Source organism: Paenibacillus sp. JNU01 (genome assembly GCF_059130585.1).
Map to the genome: position 1 here is coordinate 6,632,151 of NZ_CP169723.1, position 22,891 is coordinate 6,655,041.

Here is a 22,891-nt window from a genome sequence, read left to right on the forward strand (position 1 = left end):
ATAGGAACGTTGTAAGAAAGGGGCGCTAGCTAATATTAAGGGGGATCAAGGATGTTTAACTTTTTTGGTAAGAAATCGAAAGAAACAAAGATCTCATTAGAAAACCAAATAGAGGTTCTCAAAGATATTGGTATATCTTTCACAACTAGTGATGATGGTGTTGTGAAAGAGTTGTTGTATCATTTTGATCGAGAAACTTACGAAGACGATCCCTATTCTCTCTTACTTTCGATGATGGGTTCAGATCTTATTGATGAAAATGACAATGAAGTTAGATTGTCGAAGGATGTTTGGAGCTTTGATACCGAATGCGTTGAGAACGAAGAGATTTATTCGAAAATCATTAATGAACTCGTAAGTTTAACTGGTGGTATATTGCAAATACAACAGGTAAACAGCCATGTAGATTTTGATAATGAAGATGCTAAAGTATCGTTTATTTTAGATGATCAGAAATATGAATGGGAAATACATTTTGAAGATGATTGGATTGACTTTAATTTGCTGATGAAGATAGGGGAACTAGCTATCAGAAATGACAAGGAAAATTACTTTATTCATTTTAATGATGGTCAGAATCTTACAATACTATATACAAGTAAAGTCAAACACAAATTAATTAATGACTTAATAAAAGATCGATTTTCTAAGTTAGCGTAGTCGAGGAAGGCGTCCTCATCATATAACAAGGTGTTTACGCATTGGCGGACAAGCCGCCTCGATCGCCAGGAGATAAGTCAGGGAAGTGGATTCAGGCGACACATCCTACCACCCAACCGCGGTCGTGGCCAGTTGATCGAACTAGTCGTTCGGCGAGCAGTTTAGGGTGCTAGGACCTTGTGAACACGGAAACGTTATACGACAGGATTAAATATAATAGAAAAGAGGATCATATGATCCTCTAAATACTAGAGTTTTGCAATTCACTAAAGAGGTGTAGAGCATCTTTGAAACCTTGTATGTAGATACTTCTTTCTAAGATGGATTGAAGAGAAATTTGAGCGTCTTCGTAAAGAAAAACCGTATGTTGAAGTTGATCGGGTAAAGCATCACGAAGTGTTTTAAAGTATTGTTCTGACTCAGAAGAAAATTGAGTGTATTCCGCATGACACTCCAAAAGCTCAGTATAGAGTAATTCCAGACGTATTCTTATAAGTGGTTCTGTTAGCGATTCTACTGTATTAACCATATCTTATTCCTCCTTTAATTAACTCTATAGAGTTATTATATAACCTCGTAAAGTTAATTACAAGGTGAAAATTTGACTTTATAGAGTTAAAAATTCGCTTTTCATTGATGATTACTAATATGGAAGATAAGATAGAACTATGGAGGGGAGAAGATGAACATAATCAAGTGCAATATACGAGAACTCATGGCAGAACATCGAATAGATGATATAACCGAATTGATGCTGAGATCTGGCTTAAGTCGGAACTCAATCAACAAGTTATATAGGGAAACGAATATAGAAACAACAAAGCTGGAAACCTTATTCAAACTATGCGATACATTTAACTGCAAATTATCTGATTTAATTGAATATGTACCTGAAGAAGAAAAATAGTGAAAGTATTTTCGTGAAGTGATTCCGTCGTATAACATAATATTCAAGTAAAGGCTCCTTTGGAGCCTTGATCTGCTGATGGATTTCGGAGAGGCATTTCAGCAGACAATCCCTCTGGGGTTCGTGAATACAGGAACTTTATACGCAACCTCTGAAGAATGTTAAACCATGCAACCAATTAACAACAAATCATAAATATAGGTGAAAGAATACATTTACAACGTAGCAGTTGAAAACCAGGATGAACGGAATATTAGAAGGTGTAACATATAACAATAAATTTCCACATCGTTAGTTATGCTCCCCGGTCATCAATTGGAATTCCAGAGATGCGGACTCATAATAAGGGTGCAAACTAAAGAATATTTTGATTATGCGAAAGAGAGGATCAAATGAATTATCATTTTGGTTTTTCGTGGAAGGGTCTGCTAATCTTTCTATTGCCAATGATACCAAATATTTTTTATTTTTTAATTCCTACGTCAGATATATTAGGAAATAATGCAATTAGCCATTTGATTTTAGATGTTTTGGAGCACGGAAGTCAGGCGATATTTTTCTTTCTTCTGATATTTGTTGTAAGAGAACAAGCATCGGAAATGCGATGTCCATGTATAATTGGTATGGCAATAATGTTGATTTTTTATTATGGGCTATGGATATTGTATTTTACAGGCAACGCAAACTCGATTATTTTTTTGGGGATGGCCGTTCTCCCGGTAGTATATTTTATATTAGCTGAGATTTGGCTTCAAAATTATCTGGCTATTATACCAACAGTACTTTTTGGTATTGTGCATGTCATTAATACATATTTGTCTATTGCGAATTAAAGGGAGGATAACAATCCTCTTAAATTTTGATTGTGCGTTCAGCATGTATTCTATATTAAGGATTATCTTCCGAATGTTGAGCGTAAAAGTAAACCATAGTTTGAGACAGGGTGTCCCACGTGAGCAGGAATCTGATTGAAGCCATCGGAAATCTCCGGTCTAGGAAACTTCTGCAAAAGCAAAAAATATACACACTAAGAGAAGATCATTATGACTGGAATATATAAATTTTCAGAACCTTGGGTTGAAGAACAATCTGATATCTATGTAAGTGAATTGTATAAAGAGTTATCAAGCTCGCATCTTCTTAAGGATGAGAAAGTCAAAATTATCGCACGACGAATTGACTGCGATGAAGTTTTATTTCAACTACTAAATAAACCTGAAAAATATGCTCAAGTCCATCTGACTTGGAATGGAAAAACTGAACAAAATATGAAATGGCCAAGGACTAAAATATATGATTCATTTGAAGAATGGATAAGTGCAAGAATGGTGATAGATAAAAATGAATATGAAGCTGATTAAGTTATGAGTGTGGTTCATGAATACAGGAACGTTATGTAGAAGTAGTGCAAAATACTATTAAATCATAAAAAGTCAAAGAGGAAAAATAAAAATTATGGCTTATGACTTTCGTGGAATTATTACATCAGTTGATTTTATTGATTTATATAGAAACATATATAAGAATATTTAACAGACTCGATCGGAAAGTTCTGTTCAGAAATATCACAGTCTAGTAGGACAACTTATGTTGAAGCAGAATATTTTGGTGGAGTCGGGTCGCAAAATGGTATTGTTTGGGAAATGGGAGAAGTGATTTTTGAAGAGACCTTAAGCAATAATGCAATCAATAAGTCACTAGAAATACTAGGAGTAATGAGACTGAAGAAAAAGATGAATTTGATACAGTTCGATTAGGGAGACATAGATCTATTGATGATTGGTTGAATAAAGAAACTCATTTGTAGATATCTTTCGAAGGCAGTATCATTGCATAACATAATATAATATTCACGTTGCGGACATTCGTCTTTGGCCCGGCATTCGTTGGGTCGTGAAACCAGGAACGTACACGACAATACTACTACAGAATAGGCTTAGAGAGTTTAACCAAAGGAGATGAGCTGATGAGTATTAAAGCAATATTTTTGGACTTTTATGGAACCTTGGTTCATGAGGATGACGATATCATCCCATTGATCTGTAAGGAAATACAAGAAAATAGTGTGGAAGAATGTGAAGTCAGTGATATAGGGAAGTACTGGTGGAAGATGTTTTCGAGTATGTTTAAAAACAGCTATGGTAAGACATTTAAATCTCAGCGCGAACTCGGGATCCTATCTTTATATGAGACGATTTCTAAATATAGTTCAACCTGTGATGTAAATGAGATCATCCAGAAGCAATTCGATCACTGGATTAAGCCTAAAATATTTAGTGATACATTTCCATTTCTAGAATCTCTTCAAGGATATGAAGTCTACATTTTATCGAATATTGACACAGCTGATGTAAAAGCCGCAATAGCTTATCATGGCATAAAGGTAAATGAAATAATTACAAGTGAAGACGTTAAATCATATAAACCAAGACCAGAATTATTTATTGAAGCCCTAGAAAGACACAATCTGTCTCCTAAAGAGGTGTTACATATCGGGGATTCTTTAATGAGTGATGTCGGTGGAGCAGGTAATTTAGGAATAGCCACAGTCTGGTTAAATCGATTAAATAAGATTAAAACAGATATTGCAGAACCCAACTTTATATGTAGAGATCTAAAAGAAGTAAGAGATATTATTAGTGGAATCGAAGAAGGTAGTATCATTGTATAAAGATTAAATCACTACAAGCAATAAAGTATTTCAATAATTTTTTTGGAAGTATAGTTTTTTGTATATTTGGAGGGAGATTGATGGAGAAACTGAAAAATAGAAAATTGGAATTTTTATTTATATTTGTGAGTATTATAGCGCTTATTCTTGGAGTGCATAATGTTTTTTTATACAAGCATATCAATGAGTTAAAGAAAGATGCTGTACAAAATCTGACTACTGAATACAATGAAATCTATAATTTATGTAAAACAATAGACCAATACTATATAAAAAATGATTTCCGAGAAGCTAGTAAATATCGATTATTGGTCAATCAAACAACTCACAATGTTTCAACTCTCTTATCAAAAGACTTGAAAAATCTTCTGGCACTTGCTTATGATCCGTTGTTTGCCGATTTATCACTTGGCCAAAGTACTTTAAATAAAGAAGAAGCTTCAAAATTGATAACCGATATGAATAACGCCGTCATGCTGATTAGTAAAGACATAGTAAATATGCAAGATGAAGTAAAAGAAGAACTGTTAGATCAAACTTCACCAGAATTTATAAAGGTAAATACTCAAATCGAAAATATGTATGCTAAATATATAAAGCTAGTAGATGATTATTTTAAAAACAATAAGTAAATATTCTTTCGAATTATATAAAAAGGGATTAATGAGCAGTGCGGTATAAGATATTGACAATACCCTAAAAGCCAAAACCGAAGAAATTAAAGAATAAGTATAAAGAAGAAAGATAATAAAACTTATTGAAGGTGATAATTATGAAAGAATGGGACTACAGTAAGCCTTGGTTCCATGGTTCTCCAATGCTCTTAGATGAACTACTAGTCGGAAGCACAATAACTCAGGATCGAGAGTTAGCAAGAATCTTTTCACACAAACCATCTATTGTTGCTTTGGATGAGCACGGCACAAGACTCCATAATGGTAAGTTATGTGGATACATTTACATACTTGATGAAGAAATTACAAGTGAGGATGTATACCCACATCCAGCAACTACAATGAATCCTGGTGAAGAATGGCTCATCAAAAGAGGATTAAATGTACGAAAGATAGATGAAACAAAAACAAGAGAGGAAGAACAACTTTCAGAGGAAGAGGGGGTAGAATTATCGGATAAGCTAAAAAACAGATAGCGAATAGTTTGTTCGTAGAAGAGGCTGCTGCGTATACTATTATTAAAGGATGGGGATTTCTATGAGTAGATTGTTACTAACCTCTTGTGGTTTTTATACTGAAGATATTAAAAATCAATTTTTGGAGTTTATTGATGGAGATATTTCTAAATTAAGAGTCTCAATTATTACAACAGGATCCCCTTCAAAAGAAACTAATAGATATGCACAAAGAGCATTGCAAGAGTTTAAGGACATGGGATTTCAGCATATCCATTTTGTAGATATTGAATTTGATGATCCACAAATTCTCCTACATAGCGATGTTATATATATCAATGGTGGAAATCCATATACATTATTGTATTACGCTAAGAAAAGTGGTGCTGATGAAATTATCAGAACACTGGCCGCACAGAATGTAATTATCGTTGGAGTAAGTGCAGGAACACTATTATTGGGGCCGAATATTAAGTTAGTGGATTGCTTTACTCCACAGATGAACACAATGAATTTAACGGATTTTAAGGCATTAGGAGTAACCGACAAGCTTATTTTTCCTCACTATGATCGAGATGACCTATTTAAAGATAGTACTAATAAAACAATTGAAGAGAGAATAGTAGAATTTGAAGCCAATGAGAACTGTAAGGTGACAAGGCTTAAAGATGAAGAATATATCTCAATCTTAATAAAATAAGAACATTGAAAGTCGTAAATTCAATATAAGTAGCTCGAAGGAGCCCATTGTTTAGGAGGAGTCTATATGATATTAGAAAAAGTTATCAATAGAATTGAAATACAAAGTGAATATAAGGATTTGGTTGATAAGTATGTGGATCGTATCCTTAACGAATTCAAAGATAAGATTCATAGCATTTATATGTGTGGCTCGATTCCCAAAGGAACAGCTCAACCTTTTAAGTCAGATGCAGACTTTACTATTGTATGTGCAAATCCCGAAGATATTGATTACGAAAGATTGTCAATGATCAAAGACAGGCTTTTGGAAGAATATCCATTCGTCACTAAGATGGATACGATCATTTGCTCGATTGATGATGTATTAAGAAGACCAAATGATTGGGGGTTTTGGATTAAGATCATTTGTGTTTGCATACATGGGGAGGACATTGGTGAAAAAGTACCCCCGATCATAATTTCTCCAGAATTCATTGTAGACTTGAATACAGATACCAAGGATGAAGTAGATCGTGTACGTCGTTCACTTTCTAATGTTAGTGATCACTCATTGAAAACTAGATATATTAAAGGTTACTCTAAAAGATTAATTCGTGCATTATACTCTTTGATTTTAGAAGATACCGGGATATGGGAAGATGAAATCTTTAAGATGAAGGATGCCATAATAAACTATTGCTCGATTGACGGCGCTTTAGTTGAGTATCTGTATGCTTGTTACTTGGATAGCGATGTATCTGTTAAAGAGTTTCTGGAAATTGCAGATGAAGTATATAGCTACTTTGAGAACGCCTTAAATACAATGGCTGCTTCCAGGGCTTCCTCGGGTTAACAACATTTTGACGATATTGGTCACTCTGAGAGGCTATTTCGTCGTATAACATAATATTCAAGCAGCGGCTCCTCACGGAGCCTTGGTCTGCTATATATATATTGAAAGCGCTTTATAAAAACCATTCAACTAATGTTGAACGTTATGAATACAGGAACGTTAGGTAAAATAATGGTTAGTGAGAGGAGAATGAAATGCATATTAGAGGAGTAATTCTTGAGGGGTACTCAAATGCCGGGAAGACTTCAGTATTAAAAGCGATTAAACGATATCAATCACAAGAAGAAACCTCAGAACGGAGCGTAGTTATTCTTGGAGAACATTATTCTCAAATTTTGAATAATAAACATGGAGAATATGTGAGTCTAACGCGAGAAGAACACATTGAGTTACTTAAAGAGCGGGTTGAAATGCTAAAGAAACTTAACGATTGGGCAATTCAACTTGGTCCTGCATCTAGAGCATCTAGGGGACTATTTTATGTGCTGGAGAGATTTCACTTAAATCATAGAGCTGCATTTGCAGATTCGGATGTGGATGAGATCAATAAAATAGAAGAACAGCTCGAGTCTTTAAACGCCAAGTGTATTTTGCTTACAATCTCGCCCGAAGTCGTAGAAGAAAGAATTAAAAGCAGACAACCCGAAGAATGGATCTATAAAACAGAAGAAGAAGTAAGATCGTCGGTAAATGAATTATTAAAAGTCCAAAATGTATTAAGACATCAAGCTCAAATCTCAAGAGTCCCAACAATCGAAATCAATACAGACGGTAAGGATTGGGATGAGTATGTAAGGGGAATCATGGAGGGCAACGACATTGCTTAACCAAATGTTCACGCATCGTCGTTAGTGCTCCGCACAAAACGTAAAACTAAACCAGAAGGAGTGATCATTTGATTATTATGATTAATGGATCATTTGGATCCGGCAAAACCTCGACTTCTCAAAAGCTGCAGCCTTTAATACCTAATAGTATGATTTATGATCCTGAAGAAATTGGATATATGCTGAGAAAACTCTTAACAGAAGAGATCTACTTTGAGGAAGAACGAACGGATGATTTTCAGGATATAGCACTATGGAGAATACTTGTAGTACAGACAGCTCAAGAATTAATGAATAGGTATAAGAAACATCTTATTGTTCCAATGACCATTTATAAGCCCGAAAATTTCAACTACATATTAAATGGATTTAGAAGTATCGATCGAGATACTTTTCATTTTTGCCTCTTAGCATCTGAAAAGACGATCAAAAAACGAATTGAAAAACGTGGAGACAAATTTGATTTTTGGTATCAGGAGCAAACAAACGCGGCTCTAATTGCATTTAAAGATACTAATTTTCAAGAACATATTGACACCGATAATAAAGAAACAGAAGAAGTTATAAGCATAATTTTAAGAAAGATTTCAAAATCAATTTGTAAGCAATTCAACGAAATGAATGAATCCACATAAAAAAATGTTCATTCATCGGGCTACCCTCGTTCCAGCAGAAGTTATGGGTGAATTCAAAGAGAAAAATCAAAATCAATAAGGGGTGCATAATGGATCGTAAGATTATTCAAACCGCAAAAGAGATTGCAATAACAATTATTCGCGAAGCAGGTTTAATCTCTAAGGAGAAGTTTGATAACTTTATTGAACTGAGATCTAAAGATGAATTTGGGGATGTAGTTACTGAAGTTGATCATATCTGTGAAGAAATCATGATCAAACAAATACAGAACGTATTTCCAGATCATCAGATACACAGTGAAGAGGCAGGGCTTATCGGAACTGAGCACGATTGGTTATGGTTAATTGATCCTTTAGATGGAACTAATAATTTTGCAATTGGTTTACCTGTTTTTTCGATATCCATTACCTTAATGTATAAAAGAGAGCCTGTTCTTGGAGTAGTCTATGAACCTCTAACAGAACGTTTATTTGTATCTGTTATTGGTGAAGGGACAAGCTGTAATAATCGACGAATACAATTGAAGAGTAACCCGAATATGCTCAAAGGAAATATAGGTTGGATCCAAGGTCACAGAGTACAAAACGACCCACTAGCAGTAAAACTAAGACAATACATTGATATCAGATTCAAGCGAATGTTAAGATTATGGGCTCCAACGCTTCAATGGTGTATGTTGGCCAAAGGAGATATTGATGGGATTGTTCTGTACAATTCTGAAGGTGATGACTTGTATTCAGGTATCTTAATGGTCAAGGAAGCGGGGGGACTTGTTATAGATTTTGAAGGAAATAAATTTAATGGAATGAAAGAAGAACCTTATTTAATTGCATGTCACCCGAACCATAAAGAGGAATTATTGAAAATTGTAAGAGAAGGATTGAGTTAATGTTACAAACAACTGACTTCATCTAATATTATATCCACGTTTCGGGGCTTACACCCCTTGATCATTCCGATGTATAATTATAGGAGATATTTCTGATGACATCCGAGCCGACCTAAGATAAGAGCTATCTAAGGTCGGCTCGGGTCGTGAATGCAGGAATGTAGATGAAATCGGTATAAGGCGATACATTCAACGGGCTAAGTCTATCTACCCGTTCCCTTGAGTTTTTTTAAGCCGCTTGAACGTCAGGAATGCACAAACATTAGATGAAAACCCGATGAATTATGTAGAGGAGGCGTTTCATTGAATTATTCAACAGTTGTCTTAGATTTGGATGGTACATTTTTAAATTCTAAAAATCAAGTCTCTGAAAGAAACTTTGAAGCCGTACTTTCCTGTTATGAGAGCGGGATGAGAATAATTTTTGCAACAGCACGCCCTCCTAGAGCTGTAAAGTTTTTTCTTCCTAAAGAGTTGTTGGATATTGGAGCGTTTGTGTATTATAACGGAGCACAAACAATATGTAATAAATCCAGGACCGAATTTTATGAATCAATTCCATCTGATTTAACTTCCGAAATCATCGATTATTGCTTACATCATTATCCGCAACTCGATATGACAATGGAAGTAAAAGATGAATGGTTTGGCTTACGCCAATATGACTATACTACCACAATGAATGCAAGGTCTAACCCAATAGTTAAATCATGGAGAGAATTAAAACAATATGAAGCTACAAAGATATTGCTCTCAGGCGAACATCAGATTCCAGGACTTATTTCTAAGTTTGGACAGCAAGTAAATATACTGATTACGGATAAAAATCAACTGATTCAAATAATGCCAATTCAAGCATCGAAAGAGTTAGCAATTACTAGGCTTTGCAATATATACAATGAAGAACTGGATTCATTGATTGTATTTGGTGATGATCACAATGATGTAGGATTGTTCAAGTCAGCTGCATATTCAATAGCAATGAGGAATGCAGTAGTTGAATTGAAAGATATTGCAGATGAAATAACAGAAACTAATGATAACGATGGAGTAGCAATAATCTTAGAAGGATTGTGTGAGAAACGGAAACTTTAGGTATCATCATCTAACACAACATTCGCACTACAAGCCATTGGGTTCTTGATCTGGCAGAAGTATATTGAAGATGAATGAGGTATATATACATCTATTCCCTAAGATAAGAGCTATCTAAGTCGGCTTGGGTCGTGAATGCAGGAATGTTAGATGAAATCAGTACAAGAATAAAAAAACATGGTATCTTGTATTCAATACATTACATCATATTAATAAAGGAGATCTGAAAATGAGAAAACTCGTTTTATTTCTGCACGCTTCACTTGATGGGTTTGTAGAAGGGCCGAACGGTGAAATGGACATTGGCTGGGTTTCCTACGATGCTGATTTGGAGAAACACGCACAAGAAGTTTTGAGTACTGCCGACACTGTCCTTTGGGGACGTGGAACTTATCAGATGATGTATAATTACTGGCCATCTGTGTCTTCAGACCCATCAGCTTCACCGTATGAACGGAATCATGCAGAGTGGATCGAAAAGACAGCCAAAATCGTATTTTCCACAACGCTGGAGAACGTGGAATGGAACAATTCCAGACTGGTGAAAGAAGATGTCGAGGAAGAGATTAGGAACCTCAAACAGCAGCCAGGCAAGGATATGGTAATCCTCGGCAGTCCAAGGTTTGCACACCACGTGATGGGTCTTGATCTAATCGATGAGTACAAAATCACAGTGTCTCCTGTCCTGATCGGTAGCGGGTTGCCATTGTTTCAAGGACTCCAAGAGAAGACCAATCTTAAGCTTATTGAAAATAAAACTTTCAAGTCGGGAGCTATTGGTCTCTGCTACCAGGCGGTTAGATGACTAGCCTCGTAAAGATGAACATAAAGAAATCGATGGGGATTTGACTCCTGTACTAGAGAACGAAATTACAACAAGGAAAGATCTGAAATTACAATGGGAGAGTAGTTCCTCTGTGTATCTCGATCCAGAAGTAATGAATTGCGGAAGGTGTGCAAAATGTAATTCATGGGCAACGGATAGAGAGAAACCAAATCATATGGATGAACTTAATAATGGAGCAGTTATTGAAGGGCAATTACTTTGTGATGAGTGTTTGCCAGAGGAGCATCGATGGGCTTTTTAAATCATGGATAATGTAAGTAATTCGCAGAAGTCCATCTACAACAGAAAATCATGGAAAGGATGATTAATGTTGTCATATATTTTTGGTGACAGGATAACACTTAGAGATTATCAAAATGAAGACTTAGAACATATTCGAGGATGGGTAAACGATCCGGATATTACCCATACCTTATCTGATCAATTTTTATATCCTCATTCGAGGAATGAGACGGAGTCCTTTTTTAGAACAATGGTTGAAGGTAAGTCGAGTAATAGAAGTTTTATTATAGCGTTTAGAGAATCACTCGAATATTTGGGTCAAATAGATCTATATAGGATAGATTGGAAGAATCGATTTGCATATTTGGCTATCGTTATAGGGAAAAAAGATCAATTGGGAAAAGGTTATGGTAGTGAAGCAATAAAAGTACTACAGAAATTTGTCTTCGAGGAATTAAACTTAAATAGGTTAGAGCTTGAGGTATACGAATATAACGAGAGAGCATATAAAAGTTATGTTAAATGTGGGTTTAAGGAAGAAGGGAGATCTAGAAATAAGATATATAAGAAAGGTAAATATTGGGATGTTATTTGTATGAGTATTTTAAAAGATGAATTTGATAGGAGGAATTAGAATGAAATTTATCGTGTCTGCAAGTGTAATCGTTCTCAATGAACATAATGAGATTTTACTCATGAAAGGTCGAAGAGGCTGGGAAATGCCTCAAGGTTGTGTTGAAGAAGGAGAGACTATTAGGCAGGCAGCAGTTCGCGAAGTGAAAGAGGAGACAGGGATTGACATTGAATTAATTAAATTTTGTGGGTTGTATCAGAACATAACGCGCGGCGTATGCAACAATATATTTACTGGAAAACCGATTGGTGGAGCTTTAACTACGAGTGATGAAAGTGAAGAGGTGGGTTACTTTACTTTAGAAGAAGCTGGGCAAATGATAACATGGGGAAATTTCTATGACAGAATTCATAATGCATTAGATGAGAAAAGCCATCCATTTTTGATTGAATTTTCAGAATAAGGGCATCCATAAGATCTCAATACATTAAACGTATCGGGTTTGCTCCCTCGGTCCGGCAATAGAAAAGGAGAATCATTTTGCTCGGTAATGAAATACTTTCTCAATCAGCTAATTCATTTGGATTTGATACTAATTCGTTAAAGTTCGTAAGCAATTCTTGTAATGAAGTATACAGGTTTAATAGAGGGGATAAGGAATATTTTTTACGTTTATCAGAAAAACCAGTTGAATTTGAACTTAATATTAAGGCAGAAGTCCATTGGGTACGGTATTTAGTTGAAAGAGGCATTCATGCATCATTGCCAATCCAGACTTTTGAAGGTGAATTAACTGCTGTATGTAAGCACTATGAAAAGTGCTATATTGCGACTGTGTTCGAGGGAGCCCCTGGCATTTTTTTCGATAGCAATCCAGAATTATGGGGACCAAGCTTGTTTAAAACATGGGGCGAAACAATGGGGGCAATGCATCGGTTGACCAAATCTTATGATCCTGGCGATTTGAAATACAAAAGGATGGAATGGGATGTAGCGGAAATAAACAATCCACATTTACATTTTGGTAATTATCAAGTACTCCTCAACAAACTCAGAACAATTGAAACAGAAATGAAAAATCTGCCTAAGGGCAAAGAATCATATGGTCTGATTCATTATGATTTTCATCCTTATAATTTTCTTATCGATCAAGGAGAAATAACTGTTTTTGATTTTGATGATTCGTTGTATGGATGGTTTGCACTTGATATTGGAATCGCCGCTACTCACGCTGTTTGGTGGGGTTCTCATTTCAAGGCCTGGAGATCGAAAGATGAATTTGCAAAGCATTTCTTAAATGAGTTTCTAGAAGGTTATATCAAACAGAATAACATAGAGCAAGAATGGATCCAGAGGATCCCTTTGTTTATGGAATATAGAAATATTAGTTCCTTCTTTTGGTGGCTTACCAATTGGGATGGGAATGAAGAGAATCTTAATGATAGTCAAAAGAATGCTATTATTGAAACGGTAAATCGTATTGAAAGTGGCAAACCTCTTGATGGATGTGACATTCAATTATAGGTTGTGAGGGCTGACGTAAAGACTCACCTTAAACTCGCTCCTTTCTTGGTTGGTGATGTTTTAGATAAACACCATTCGACCCAAGATCGGGGCTACTGCGATATAAGATAAGGAGGTAATACATGAATATGAATATCTTCATTATTGAGGATGACCTTCTTCTCCTGGAAGCACTTCGAGAAGCGTTAAGTCAGTGGTCATATGAAGTAAGTTACCCAAGTGATTTTTCTCATGTGATGGATTCCTTTGTTGATCATTCGCCACACTTAGTGATTATTGATATACAGCTTCCCAAGTTTGACGGTTTTCATTGGTGTAGAGAAATACGTGCCGTGTCCAAAGTTCCGATTATCTTTCTTTCATCCAGAGATCATCCGACAGATATGGTGATGGCCATGAACCTAGGGGCGGACGATTACGTTCAGAAGCCTTTTCATATGGATGTACTTCTAGCCAAGGTTCAGGCTATTCTTCGTCGAGCGTATACGTATGAAGAAGTGTCCTCCGATGTAATGGAATGGAACCAAGCAATTATTGATTTGAAAAGTTGTGAAATACATAAGGATGGGAAGACGATTGGCCTGACAAGAAATGAGTTTTTTATTCTTTCGATTCTAGTAAGGTCCAATAATAAGATCATCTCACGTCATGAACTGATGAAAAGGCTCTGGGATGATGATCAATATGTGAATGACAATACACTCACTGCCAACATCACAAGATTACGGCAACAGCTCGCTTCTCTCCATTTAGCCGAAGGGATTGTAACTAAAAAAGGTCTGGGGTATATGGCCGTTACGCTTTAGGAGGTTTCTCATTGTTCATCGCTTATCTTGTTTATAAAAAAAGTTGGATCGGCTTAATTGGGTTACTGCTGCTGCTCACCAATGCTTTGATACAATTTGACGCCGGTATAGATGTGGAGCCGCATTCACTTATCTATTTGAATACGTTGTTTCTAACCATCTGTATTGTTTTTTTGATCTGGAGATATAAGAAGGAAACAGCCTACTATAAGTCTTTACATACCCTTACTAACGATGTGGGAGATGACTGGTTTGAAAACATTCCCCAACCCCAAAGTCGTTTTCCTGACGAGGTGATGTATACCTTTCTGCAAAATATTCATGAGCATGATCTGAACAAACGTCGTGCGGATCAGTTAACCCAACGAATGGAACATGATGACCTTTCCTCATGGGTTCATGAAGTGAAAACGCCGCTTACCGCAATGAAGATTATCCTTGATGGCCACCGTTCTAATGAGTTAGCACAAAGGTTAAATTCACCCTGGTTGAGAATGCATTTATTGATCGACCGGCAGCTATATATTTCACGATTAGCTAACTTGGACTCAGACTTGCTCCCGGACAAGTTGAAAGTGCAAGATTTGATAAGAGAAGAGGTGCGTGAGCTATCCACATGGTGTATGGAAAAAAATATAACCATCGAGGTTATGGGGAATACCGGTGCTGCCGTGTATACGGATAAAAAGTGGTGCGGATTTGTGATGAGGCAGCTTTTAACAAATGCGATTAAATACAGTCCAACCGATGGAAAAGTATCTATCCATATTGATTTCCAAGATAATAAATATGTCACTGTCTCCGTTAAAGATGAAGGGCCCGGCATTCAAGTACATGACCTGCCACGTATATTTGATAAAGGCTTTACTGGAGAAAATGGAAGGGTTCAGCACACAGCCACCGGTATGGGGCTCTATCTTGCCAAAGAAATAAGCAAGAAGTTACGCATTCGACTTGAGGTTGCTACGGCTGTTGGCGAAGGTACGTCGATTGGGATGGTATTTTCTAGTGACAATCCATTCGAACGAATTAGACGATCACCGATTTAATAAGCAATGAAGCAGTTAGGAGATGTAAACCTGACTGCTTTTTATTTTGGCAAAGTGACAAAAATATCACATTAGATCTTATTTTATCACCTAAAGCTTACGACCAAGAGACATAAAAGAATTACACTGTGTATAGAACAACTGGATTGGAGTGTATGGAATGAAAGATCAGATCACACCGAAGACCGTTTTACTTGCTGAGGGACTACGAAAATCATATGGTTCAAAAGGAAATGATCAACAGGTGTTACAAGGCATCAACCTTCGCGTGACAGAAGGAGAGTTTGTTGGCATTATGGGACCATCTGGCTCAGGCAAAACCACGCTTCTCAATACATTGGCTACTATTGACCGTCCCACGGATGGCGAAATTTTCATACAAGCGTACGATATTTCCAAAATGAAGGACAGACAGCTTTCAGATATTCGTCGTCAGCATTTAGGTTTTATCTTTCAGGATTACAATTTGCTTGATACGTTAACGGTCAAAGAAAATATATTACTGCCGGTGTCTTTAACCAAAATCAGTAAAATGGAAGCTGAACATGAGTTTAATGAGATTGCAGAGATTTTAGGCATTAAGGAATTAGCGGATAAGTATCCTACTGAAATCTCAGGCGGTCAAAAGCAGCGTACCTCTGCGGCACGAGCGTTGATTCATTCGCCTTCGCTTGTTTTTGCGGATGAGCCTACCGGTGCTCTGGATTCCAAAGCAGCCTCTAATCTATTAGAGAATTTACATGAGATCAACCAGTTACGGCAGGTGACCATTGTTATGGTTACACATGACCCGCTGGCATCAAGCTATTGTAGCCGGGTCGTTTTTCTGAAGGATGGCAAGGTTTTTGCTGAATTGTACCGGGGAGAGAAAACGAGAGAATCTTTCTTCAAAGACATTCTGGATATGCAGGCTGTCCTTGGAGGGGGTAGCCCGAAATGAACATACGGAAACTGGTGATGCGCAGCATGCGGAAAAACATCAAGATGTATTATCTTTATTTTTTTGCGATGATTTTCAGCATCAGCTTGTACTTTATTTTTTCTACTCTGCAAAATGATCAAACCGTTATGGAAACCGTTCAAACCAGTGTAAACTTCTCAACGGCTTTTCAGATCGCAGGCATACTGCTTATCCTCATCACCATTGTTTTTACGATGTATACGACACATATCTTTATCAGAAGGCGAAGTCAAGAAATTGGATTGTATCAGTTCATTGGCTTGTCCAAGGCTTGGGTCGCTCGAGTACTCATCTTGGAGCACACTATACTTGGCCTAGGGGCTCTCTTGATCGGAACATTCGTTGGAACTATGCTCTCACGACTCTTTCTCTTGCTATTAATGAACCTGTTGGGGCTAGATGCCAAGTTTGGCTTAACCTTCTCAGGCCAGGCTCTTATTCAAACGATTGCTGTATTTACCTGCTTGCTGGCGGTTACAACCTTACAAAACATATGGACAGTATATCGCAGTACATTGCTGCAATTGTTTCAGGCTAATCATCAAAATGAAAGTTTTGTCAAACGTCCAAGCAGTGTGTCAGCCATTTTAGGGGGAGCGGGAATAGTTCTGATCGGGTTTGGTTATTATGTGTCCACCTTTATTGGATACAATGCAGATGCGCTAATTTTGATAATGTTAATTGTTCTCGTCAGTACCATACTTGGAACCTATTTGGTCTTCCATACAACCATAAGCTGGATATTCTATGTCTATCGGAAAAGGCAGAAGGGGAACCTGGGCTTAATGAATAGCCTTTCGGTAGCATCTCTAATGCACAGAATGAAAGGTCACGCCAATTCATTAACGTTAATCACAATCTTGTCAGCGATGACCATTACGATGATTTCCCTGTCCTATTCCTTATATTATTCCATGGAAAAGGATGTAAGATTGGCGATGCCTTTTGATTTTGCAATGGAAAATATGCCGGAGGAAGCCGCTGTGATCACAAATAAGTTAGAAGATGCGCAGATTGAATTTGAGTCTCATCAAGTACATGCCATTCGATTTGATGGCGCATGGGTGGATCAGAATCAGAATTCAAAACCGAGCCATCGTAACAGACCATTTTTGCTTTTCTCAGCAGAGCAGATGGCACAGGCTGGATTAGATCTGGAACGTCCCCAAGACGGTGAAGCCATCTATCATAGCAAGCGAGCCATTTTAGAAGGAATGGAGATTTCATCTCCCTGGGAAGTACAGTACGCATCAAATGATGAAACCAATCTGCTACCTGTCTCCAAGTCTGAGCTTAATAATGTGATGAATTACATCCTTCATGGCGACCAATTAGTTGTCTCTGAAGATACCTTCGCGCGAATGAGAGACAGCATTCAGGAGAATGAGTCCAAAGAATTAGTGACATTTGAGGTGTTTAACGTATTGGATACGGAGAAAACAGATATCGCGTCGAATATCTTTCGAACGAGCGTAGACAGTGATCTGTTACTCAGGGACTTTTATTCAACATACGAGGGATCACGTCAAAACTTCGGGCTGCTCATTTTTATTGCTGGATTTTTAGGTTTGGTATTTATCCTTTCAACAGGAAGTATTTTGTACTTTAAACAAATGACCGAGGCCCAGCAAGAGAAACCTCAGTACAGAACATTGCGACAACTCGGTTTTCAAATCGACGACATCATGAAAGGCATCATCCGTAAACAGCTCTTTGTTTATTTGATCCCTCTGGTCATTGGGCTAACTCATGCTGCTTTTGCCTTGAAGGTGGGTACTATACTCATTGCTGCAAGCATGCTTAACCCAATCCTCCTCAGTATGGCAGCGTATATCGTCATCTATTTAGTGTTTATGATTGTTACGATTCGGTATTATAAAAATATGGTTATCCATGCTCTATAGAAAGGAAGAGATTGATGAAAAAAAGAATTCTTATTTCATGTTTCGTTGCTATTGTTATGATTACTGGTCTCTATTTCTTCATGCGTGAGCCATTTGATCGTTTTAATCCAATGATGAAAGAGGAATATGTATATGTTAAGGTCCAAGCTGAACCTGTAGATGATGACGGCAGATATAAGTATAAGGAGCAGGGGGTCACCGAAAGTGGTGAGATGAAACGAGTGGTATTCAGCACTAGTACCAGACTCGATCAAGGCACATTTTTAAAAGTACTCGCCAAAGGTACCTATACAGCAGACTATAAGTTTATCAAAGAGCTTGAAATGCCATCGAATTTGAACTGAGTTTGGAACTCTTCGTATCAGGTGAAATGGTTAAGGGTACAGATATGAGAGAAGTTCAATAGAAGAAGCAGCCTGATAATAAGGGTTGCTTCTTTTTCGCTTTTACACTTCGCAAATGGAACATTGTGGGTTATATTGGATATGATTTGGTTCTGTAGTAGGAAATTGGAGGTACTCAACTTTGGATGAAAATATACGCTTTCCGATAGGACACTTTGAGCCAAGTCTTAACTTCTCTAATGAGGACCGAATTCACATCATAGGTCAAATTCCCGGAATTACGAAGACCTTAAAAGAGATTACACAACATCTCAATGATGATCAACTCTCTACTCCTTATCGTGAAGGCGGTTGGACAATCACACAGATTGTGCACCACCTTGCGGACAATGACATGAACGCTTATATCAGGTTCAAGAGAGCATTAACTGAAGAGGAACCGATGGCAAGCTCGTATCGAGAGGATTTATGGGCATCATTACATGATTACAGGAGTACGCCCATCGAAGAATCAATTTTGCTGATGGAGATACTGCACAAGCGATTTCTCGCTCTACTGTATGGTTTACATCGGGATCAGTTTAGACGAAAACTCGGAACAGAAGTGTTAGGTACAATTACACTGGATATCGCAATTCAAAGATTTGTATGGCACGGGCAGCATCATATTGCTCAAATTAAATCTTGTGTAACATCGCAAGGGTGGTAGGGTCTTATACATATCTCAAGTTTGGAGGTAATATATGGGAATGGAAGGATTCTGGGCATAGCATATAATGTAATTCCAGTGAAAGACCTTGATGTATCAGCCGCTTGGTTTGTAAAACATTTTGCATTTAACATTCGCCACCAACGCGAAGGATATTTGAGTTTATTTCGGGGGAATCGACCAATTTTGGATTTGATCCAAAGCGATCATGAAACACGAGCGACATTTGAAGTGCATCAGAAAAAGAGATGGGTCATTACATTTTTCACCGACGACATTGGTTCTTTACATAACTATCTAACATCAGAGAATGTGAAAGTAGGGGCTATTAGTGATGAGGGACACTATGGGAAGTTTTTTGTGTTAGAAGATCTGGACGGCAACTTATTTGATGTGTGGGAACACCATGATTGTGAATTGAATTTTTAATGAGGAACTTTGGTCAGCTGCTATCATTAACCGAGGGATTTGGGGGATACGAATGTTGATTGAAGACGAGAAAATATATCCTGACTGTTCAGTTGAAATAAGAATAGTAGAAGTTGGCGGCTTAACAAAGCCACAGCTTATTCAGAAACTGGACCAACACTCTATTTTATTGAATAAATATGGAGAACAGTTGTTACATGATGAGAGATTTATAGTTTCGAGTGTAAAGCAAAGCTTGCAAACGGTTGAGTTGACCGTCAGACAACTTGGATTTTCGGAGGGTGCTACAACTCTCCAGTTATTTCGAATAGCAAATGAACTTGGATTGGAATCTTGTCCGGTTGAGTTAGGACCTTATCTAAGACTGCAATATTTGGATCAGCCCGAGATAGGTTCTACCAACATTTCAGAGGAGAAAAAGGCTCCGTCTGGCTCCCTTACCATAGCCTCTGAAGCCCTTACGGAGGATATAGATTTTCCAAAAGGTTTTTATCTCAGACGAATAAACGACAAGTTATGGTTACGAGGATATCTTGCGGACCATTTGCATATTTGGAGTCCTCATGATCGCTTTATCTTCTGCAGGGCTTAGGTTCTATTGTGTGAAGATCGAAAGGTATTTTGAAAGAAAAGGAGTGAAAGACCAATGGATATCAAAAACAAAAGCGGAGATGTGCTTGGAAAAATTCAAATTGAATCCTTACGCAAAGATCGTGCGATTGACCGGATCGTCATTGACTTAAAGCCTGGTGAGGGGAAGGCGATTTATACCGCAGATGCTTCAGAGAACCAATTCACGCAACAGACCAATTATGCAGCCATTCCATGGGAAGACGGGTTGGAACAATTGCAGAAACTTTATTCTCCATGGCAGCCGAAATTTCCGATTGATTCTGATATCGGTGCCATTCATGTATTTTATGGATTTGATAATCTAACTCCGCAAGAAATCGAAGAAATGGTTGAGGAAAGTAACAGGTCAGGCAGCAATGTAGTGATACGAGATTTGAAACCCAATAAGAAGGTTGTGGGCATCAGCATCACGTATCAAGAATACGGTGGTTATACACTTAATATTTTCGGGACTACAAAGAGCCGAATCGCATTGCCTGATCATGGTGGTGCTACGGTTAAACAAGCAGCCATACGTGGCGTCCAAGCATTTTTTATTGTCAATAACGAAACTTCCCAATTGATATGGATCGAAGAGGATGTGCAGGGGAAGGCATTACAATACGAAATCAATGGAAGAAATATGTCAGAAGATCTTGTGATGAAGATTGCGAAATCAATGAACGGATAAATTTTATATTAAAGCTGCTCTAAAAGGAGTTTCTATGAATCGGACGATAATGGTTAGCGATATCCATGGCTGCATTGATCCATTTAATCAGTTATTGCATGATATCAATTACAATTCCACAAATGATCAATTGATTCTGCTTGGAGACTACGTAGATCGGGGGCCCAATAGCAAAGAGGTTGTTAATAAGGTGATTAAATTAGTAAAAGAACATCATGCGATCGCATTAAGAGGCAATCACGATCAACGATTCGTTGATTTTATAATTGAGGGAAGTTCATTAATTAAAGCCAAGTTTATTGAACATGGAGGGCTTCAAACACTTCAGAGCTATTGTAATATTGAAGGCGCAATTTCTGATGAAATGTTGGAACTAGCCAGAGAGACAATAAAAATGGACTATGGTCATCATATTAATTTTTTGAGTGAATTACCTCTATACCATGAGGATGAGACACATATTTACGTTCATGCCGGATTAAACCCTGATTACATAGAATGGAGGAATCAACCAGAGCATGATTTTATGTATATCAAAGATAAATTTATTGATCATACGTTCACAAATCTACACCAAAAGATCATCTTTGGACATACAAGGACAATAGACATTCATGAAACTTCGGATGTTTGGTTTGGTGAAGATAAAATAGGCATTGATGGTGGATGTGCCTATGGAATGCAATTAAATGCTTTAATTCACGAAAATGGTTCTTACACAACTGCTGATTCAAAGTTTAATCTGAATGAGGTGAAGTGATGAGTTACAAAGCTATTCTCATAGACCAAATGAACGCCTGTTATCATGACAAGAGCTGGTTTATTCCGCTTCATGATATATTGATAAACCTCAATGCAGCGCAGGCCGCTTATTCAAAGAATGAGGGAGAGCATTCCATTTGGGCGATCGTCAATCATCTTATTTTCTGGAATGAGAGGTGGCTTGAGAGATATATTGCCGAACAGGTCGACGGGCAGCATTCAGTGAATAATGAGGATACATTTGACATAGATCCGTCTAACCTGAACGATGTGGAGTGGCGCAAGACATTACATAGACTGAAAACCGTCTTTGGTGATTGGAACAGGGCACTCGAAGATAGCGAAGAACATAAACTGACCCGTGAAATCCCTTCCTATTTTAACGCGCCATGGTGGGGAGTTGTATCGAATCTATGTATTCATAATGCCTATCATATTGGCCAGATCATGCTGCTCAAAAAATCAATGAAACACACGTAATACACGCTGTATTACATTTATAAAATTATACTTAAGCAAAGGAAGATGACTATCATGGAAAAAGGCAAAATTATATTTTTGAACGGTGTAACCAGCTCTGGTAAAACTTCAATTGTAGAGGCGATGCAATCATACGATGATCCGTTTTTCTATGTTGTCGCTAATGATCTTTTTGAAAATACGATCGGTGATAAACATCTTCAGACGGATTACTGGAAGTATCTGAGTGAAGCGATTGTAATGATGTATCATACGGCAAAAGTATTCTCAGACCATGGCAAGCATGTTCTGATCGATGGCATACTTGTGGAAAGACCGGAGCTCGCGCCGCATTATGAACAAGTCAAACAGATATTTGAAGGCTATCCACTGGATATTGTGGAGTTATATTGCCCCCTCGACATCTGCCGTCAGCGGAACATTGAACGTGGGGATCGCAGAGAAGAGCAATCGGATGAGCAGCATCAGATCATGGCCAAAAACATTAACTACAGGTACTCCATTGATACAAGTATGAACACACCGGAAGAATGTGCAGAGAAAATTATTGCAGCGTTGTTCAAGTCCCATCATGAACCATTGAAAAATATGTAAAGATGCTATTACAAGGCTGGACATTCATGAGCATG

The 22,891-nt window shown here is 37.5% G+C and carries 30 protein-coding genes; 29 read left to right on the forward strand and 1 reads right to left on the reverse strand.

The features are described from left to right. Nucleotides 1-51 precede the first annotated feature (51 nt). Nucleotides 52-660 carry a hypothetical protein gene (locus NLBNIHML_RS29225; protein ID WP_494353347.1) on the forward strand — a complete coding sequence of 203 codons (609 nt, stop codon included), beginning with the start codon at nucleotides 52-54 and terminating at the stop codon, nucleotides 658-660. A gap of 241 nt (nucleotides 661-901) precedes the next feature. Here the strand turns inward: NLBNIHML_RS29225 and NLBNIHML_RS29230 are convergent, their stop codons facing one another. Further along, nucleotides 902-1,189: a hypothetical protein gene (locus NLBNIHML_RS29230; protein WP_494353348.1), complete on the reverse strand. Its 288-nt coding sequence runs from the start codon at nucleotides 1,187-1,189 to the stop codon at nucleotides 902-904. 153 nt (nucleotides 1,190-1,342) lie between these two features. On the opposite strand from NLBNIHML_RS29230, the gene NLBNIHML_RS29235 reads away from it, so the two are divergent. The 28 genes from NLBNIHML_RS29235 to NLBNIHML_RS29370 all read left to right on the forward strand — a co-directional run bounded on the left by NLBNIHML_RS29235 (nucleotide 1,343) and on the right by NLBNIHML_RS29370 (nucleotide 22,856). Further along, nucleotides 1,343-1,567 carry a helix-turn-helix domain-containing protein gene (locus NLBNIHML_RS29235; protein WP_494353349.1) on the forward strand — a complete coding sequence of 75 codons (225 nt, stop codon included), beginning with the start codon at nucleotides 1,343-1,345 and terminating at the stop codon, nucleotides 1,565-1,567. A 392-nt stretch (nucleotides 1,568-1,959) separates the two neighbouring features. Continuing rightward, entirely contained in the window at nucleotides 1,960-2,400 is a 441-nt protein-coding gene (locus NLBNIHML_RS29240; protein WP_494353350.1) for a hypothetical protein, read from the forward strand. A 210-nt stretch (nucleotides 2,401-2,610) separates the two neighbouring features. Beyond that, nucleotides 2,611-2,928 (forward strand): hypothetical protein, encoded by a 318-nt coding sequence (locus tag NLBNIHML_RS29245; RefSeq protein ID WP_494353351.1) that lies wholly within the window; start codon nucleotides 2,611-2,613, stop codon nucleotides 2,926-2,928. Nucleotides 2,929-3,533: 605 nt separating this feature from the next. Then, the gene (locus NLBNIHML_RS29250) at nucleotides 3,534-4,238 is read left to right on the forward strand and encodes an HAD family hydrolase (protein WP_494353352.1); all 705 of its coding nucleotides are present in this window, start codon (nucleotides 3,534-3,536) and stop codon (nucleotides 4,236-4,238) included. An 80-nt stretch (nucleotides 4,239-4,318) separates the two neighbouring features. Then, nucleotides 4,319-4,870, forward strand: coding sequence for a hypothetical protein (locus tag NLBNIHML_RS29255; protein WP_339241754.1), 552 nt, complete (start codon nucleotides 4,319-4,321; stop codon nucleotides 4,868-4,870). Nucleotides 4,871-5,010: 140 nt separating this feature from the next. Beyond that, nucleotides 5,011-5,388, forward strand: a complete 378-nt coding sequence (locus tag NLBNIHML_RS29260; RefSeq protein ID WP_494353353.1) for a hypothetical protein — start codon at nucleotides 5,011-5,013, stop codon at nucleotides 5,386-5,388. A gap of 61 nt (nucleotides 5,389-5,449) precedes the next feature. Beyond that, nucleotides 5,450-6,067, forward strand: a complete 618-nt coding sequence (locus NLBNIHML_RS29265) for a Type 1 glutamine amidotransferase-like domain-containing protein (RefSeq protein ID WP_494353354.1) — start codon at nucleotides 5,450-5,452, stop codon at nucleotides 6,065-6,067. 66 nt (nucleotides 6,068-6,133) lie between these two features. After that, a complete protein-coding gene (locus tag NLBNIHML_RS29270; protein WP_494353355.1) occupies nucleotides 6,134-6,901 on the forward strand; it encodes a nucleotidyltransferase domain-containing protein in 768 nt (255 codons plus the stop codon). A gap of 194 nt (nucleotides 6,902-7,095) precedes the next feature. Beyond that, nucleotides 7,096-7,728 (forward strand): hypothetical protein, encoded by a 633-nt coding sequence (locus NLBNIHML_RS29275; protein WP_494353356.1) that lies wholly within the window; start codon nucleotides 7,096-7,098, stop codon nucleotides 7,726-7,728. Between the two features lie 77 nt (nucleotides 7,729-7,805). Beyond that, a complete protein-coding gene (locus tag NLBNIHML_RS29280; protein WP_494354776.1) occupies nucleotides 7,806-8,363 on the forward strand; it encodes an AAA family ATPase in 558 nt (185 codons plus the stop codon). 89 nt (nucleotides 8,364-8,452) lie between these two features. Further along, entirely contained in the window at nucleotides 8,453-9,253 is an 801-nt protein-coding gene (locus tag NLBNIHML_RS29285; RefSeq protein ID WP_494353357.1) for an inositol monophosphatase family protein, read from the forward strand. A gap of 303 nt (nucleotides 9,254-9,556) precedes the next feature. Next, on the forward strand, nucleotides 9,557-10,348 hold the full coding sequence (locus tag NLBNIHML_RS29290; RefSeq protein WP_494353358.1) for an HAD family hydrolase: 792 nt from the start codon (nucleotides 9,557-9,559) through the stop codon (nucleotides 10,346-10,348). Between the two features lie 229 nt (nucleotides 10,349-10,577). Next, entirely contained in the window at nucleotides 10,578-11,153 is a 576-nt protein-coding gene (locus NLBNIHML_RS29295; protein ID WP_494353359.1) for a dihydrofolate reductase family protein, read from the forward strand. 352 nt (nucleotides 11,154-11,505) lie between these two features. Beyond that, on the forward strand, nucleotides 11,506-12,051 hold the full coding sequence (locus NLBNIHML_RS29300) for a GNAT family N-acetyltransferase (RefSeq protein ID WP_339261386.1): 546 nt from the start codon (nucleotides 11,506-11,508) through the stop codon (nucleotides 12,049-12,051). A gap of 1 nt (nucleotide 12,052) precedes the next feature. Next, nucleotides 12,053-12,454: an NUDIX hydrolase gene (locus NLBNIHML_RS29305; RefSeq protein ID WP_105598261.1), complete on the forward strand. Its 402-nt coding sequence runs from the start codon at nucleotides 12,053-12,055 to the stop codon at nucleotides 12,452-12,454. Between the two features lie 77 nt (nucleotides 12,455-12,531). Continuing rightward, entirely contained in the window at nucleotides 12,532-13,515 is a 984-nt protein-coding gene (locus NLBNIHML_RS29310) for a phosphotransferase enzyme family protein (RefSeq protein WP_339260561.1), read from the forward strand. Between the two features lie 122 nt (nucleotides 13,516-13,637). After that, entirely contained in the window at nucleotides 13,638-14,321 is a 684-nt protein-coding gene (locus NLBNIHML_RS29315) for a response regulator transcription factor (protein WP_339260563.1), read from the forward strand. Nucleotides 14,322-14,332: 11 nt separating this feature from the next. Next, the gene (locus tag NLBNIHML_RS29320) at nucleotides 14,333-15,370 is read left to right on the forward strand and encodes a sensor histidine kinase (RefSeq protein ID WP_472478660.1); all 1,038 of its coding nucleotides are present in this window, start codon (nucleotides 14,333-14,335) and stop codon (nucleotides 15,368-15,370) included. Between the two features lie 160 nt (nucleotides 15,371-15,530). Then, nucleotides 15,531-16,310: an ABC transporter ATP-binding protein gene (locus NLBNIHML_RS29325; RefSeq protein ID WP_494353360.1), complete on the forward strand. Its 780-nt coding sequence runs from the start codon at nucleotides 15,531-15,533 to the stop codon at nucleotides 16,308-16,310. Beyond that, complete coding sequence (locus tag NLBNIHML_RS29330) at nucleotides 16,307-18,235, forward strand: ABC transporter permease (protein ID WP_494353361.1); 1,929 nt, start codon at nucleotides 16,307-16,309, stop codon at nucleotides 18,233-18,235. The genes NLBNIHML_RS29325 and NLBNIHML_RS29330 overlap by 4 nt, the downstream gene beginning before the upstream one ends. A gap of 14 nt (nucleotides 18,236-18,249) precedes the next feature. Continuing rightward, nucleotides 18,250-18,579 (forward strand): YxeA family protein, encoded by a 330-nt coding sequence (locus tag NLBNIHML_RS29335; RefSeq protein ID WP_494353362.1) that lies wholly within the window; start codon nucleotides 18,250-18,252, stop codon nucleotides 18,577-18,579. Between the two features lie 181 nt (nucleotides 18,580-18,760). After that, nucleotides 18,761-19,288, forward strand: a complete 528-nt coding sequence (locus NLBNIHML_RS29340; RefSeq protein ID WP_494353363.1) for a YfiT family bacillithiol transferase — start codon at nucleotides 18,761-18,763, stop codon at nucleotides 19,286-19,288. A gap of 78 nt (nucleotides 19,289-19,366) precedes the next feature. Beyond that, the gene (locus NLBNIHML_RS29345; RefSeq protein WP_494353364.1) at nucleotides 19,367-19,717 is read left to right on the forward strand and encodes a VOC family protein; all 351 of its coding nucleotides are present in this window, start codon (nucleotides 19,367-19,369) and stop codon (nucleotides 19,715-19,717) included. A gap of 52 nt (nucleotides 19,718-19,769) precedes the next feature. Next, entirely contained in the window at nucleotides 19,770-20,309 is a 540-nt protein-coding gene (locus NLBNIHML_RS29350) for a helicase (protein ID WP_472478655.1), read from the forward strand. Between the two features lie 54 nt (nucleotides 20,310-20,363). Further along, nucleotides 20,364-21,020: a DUF4367 domain-containing protein gene (locus NLBNIHML_RS29355; RefSeq protein ID WP_494353365.1), complete on the forward strand. Its 657-nt coding sequence runs from the start codon at nucleotides 20,364-20,366 to the stop codon at nucleotides 21,018-21,020. Nucleotides 21,021-21,054: 34 nt separating this feature from the next. Then, the gene (locus NLBNIHML_RS29360) at nucleotides 21,055-21,780 is read left to right on the forward strand and encodes a metallophosphoesterase family protein (protein WP_494353366.1); all 726 of its coding nucleotides are present in this window, start codon (nucleotides 21,055-21,057) and stop codon (nucleotides 21,778-21,780) included. Beyond that, on the forward strand, nucleotides 21,780-22,262 hold the full coding sequence (locus NLBNIHML_RS29365; RefSeq protein WP_494353367.1) for a DinB family protein: 483 nt from the start codon (nucleotides 21,780-21,782) through the stop codon (nucleotides 22,260-22,262). Before NLBNIHML_RS29360 ends, NLBNIHML_RS29365 begins: the two co-directional genes overlap by 1 nt. 54 nt (nucleotides 22,263-22,316) lie before the next feature. Then, entirely contained in the window at nucleotides 22,317-22,856 is a 540-nt protein-coding gene (locus NLBNIHML_RS29370) for a phosphotransferase-like protein (RefSeq protein WP_339260578.1), read from the forward strand. Nucleotides 22,857-22,891: the final 35 nt, after the last annotated feature.